The sequence below is a fragment of the Algoriphagus sp. genome, assembly GCF_024305035.1.
GTDB lineage: Bacteria > Bacteroidota > Bacteroidia > Cytophagales > Cyclobacteriaceae > Algoriphagus.
This window is the reverse complement of sequence record NZ_JAMWZB010000059.1, coordinates 1-1,534: the sequence shown is the minus strand read 5'-3', so window position 1 is coordinate 1,534 and position 1,534 is coordinate 1. Positions and strand designations below refer to the sequence as shown.

1 pseudogene is annotated in these 1,534 nt (G+C 35.1%); it reads right to left on the bottom strand.

Annotated features, from left to right (window positions below):
• Nucleotides 1–701 (bottom strand): annotated as a pseudogene (locus Q0L00_RS19345) (hypothetical protein); the annotation flags it as partial.
• Nucleotides 702–1,534: the final 833 nt, after the last annotated feature.

Genomic DNA, 1,534 nt, shown 5'->3' with positions numbered 1-1,534 from the left:
GTCTCATCTGACAAAGTCACGTCCGTGGATTTGTTGGAACTGTTTTCTTTTAAGGCAAGCGCTGCATCTGTGACTGTCTTGTTGCTATTCACATTTTCCTGAACAGTCTCAATATTAGTCTGCAATTCTCTTTCAACTACGATTGCCCGTGTCGTTTCGGTAACAAGATCATTTGCCAGTTTCTCTTCTGCTGTCTTTGCACGCTCAATTTCCAGAAGCAACGCTTCTTTATCTGCCTTAATTTCCAGATAGGGCATTAATTTTCCAGCAGTTAAATAAGGGATAAGCATTTTTGAAGTATCTGAAACATATACAAGTGCTGGGATATTTTTCAAGTCCGAGAATTCTCCCGACAAGCTAACAGCGGAAAGATCAGGCTTATTCAATATTTCAGAAGCTCCAACGCTTGAATTCCAATCAGCATTTTCTTGAAAAATAGTCTTAAGAATAACCCAATTCTCCCCATTGAAATAATAAAAACCCGCAGCCTCGTCCAATTGATAAACAAGCAACCCAGTAGCGGGACGTTGAATTCCTATTCGTTCTGCTCTAGACATCCTAGAGATCAGCAAACCCTTATCGATTGCTTTAATCTCCAATGCTGCAGATTGATGAGGGCTTTTAGTACCGATACCAACTTGTGCACGGGAAAAATGCGCAAAAGATAAAATAAATAGGAAGGTGAAAATTAATCTTTTCATGAGAAGCCTTTGATTATTTAAGTATTTAATCTCCAAAGATTAATTTTTGAATTATGCACTCAAAAAATTTATGGTTTCAAAACATGTTTTTGAAACCAAATAAAAACAAAAAACATTTATCATCAATCTAAGTGCTTTTAACTGTATCCAAAAACTCAATACTCATAGTCAAAATCAATAGTTTTTTTTGAGAATTAACCCGCAAAAACCAAAAGTCATTCCCTCATTTCAAAAGAGAACACAGATTAACTCATATCAATTATTTTGTACTCTTCCAATCTCTGATTTCAGATCTAAAAGAGGACTAGTGACTACTTCTATTTAGGAATTATCTTCCCCTTCGGATGCCAAAATTGATCTCCATAATCCTTAAAGTATAGAAAAAATTAAACATTATCCCTGCAAAAACTAATGTCAAGTTTGCCCGCTTTATCCCATGAAAAACAACTTAACTAAAAAAAAGTAACTGGAAAGATATTTGCACACATATAAATGTAGTTTTACAACGATTTTAATGAAAGGGACTAAAAAATGAACGCTCTATAAAAATCCGTAAATAATCATTCTACCCACCCAATAAGTTGATTTGGACTGAAACCTTTCGGTAATGGCCCCTTCGGAATTTTCAATTTTTGGTGTGCTATACAAATCCGTTTAGAAAAGTAATTAGCTCCAAAGGTATCGAATTTATGCGACTGAAAATAAACTTCACCAGCCATCAACAGCGATATATATATAGCAACAGGGTGGTACAGGTGTATCCACCCGAGCAACCCCATCTTTGCTTAGTTTGATTTTTTATTAATGAAAAGTTTATAATAATTGGGCAGGAG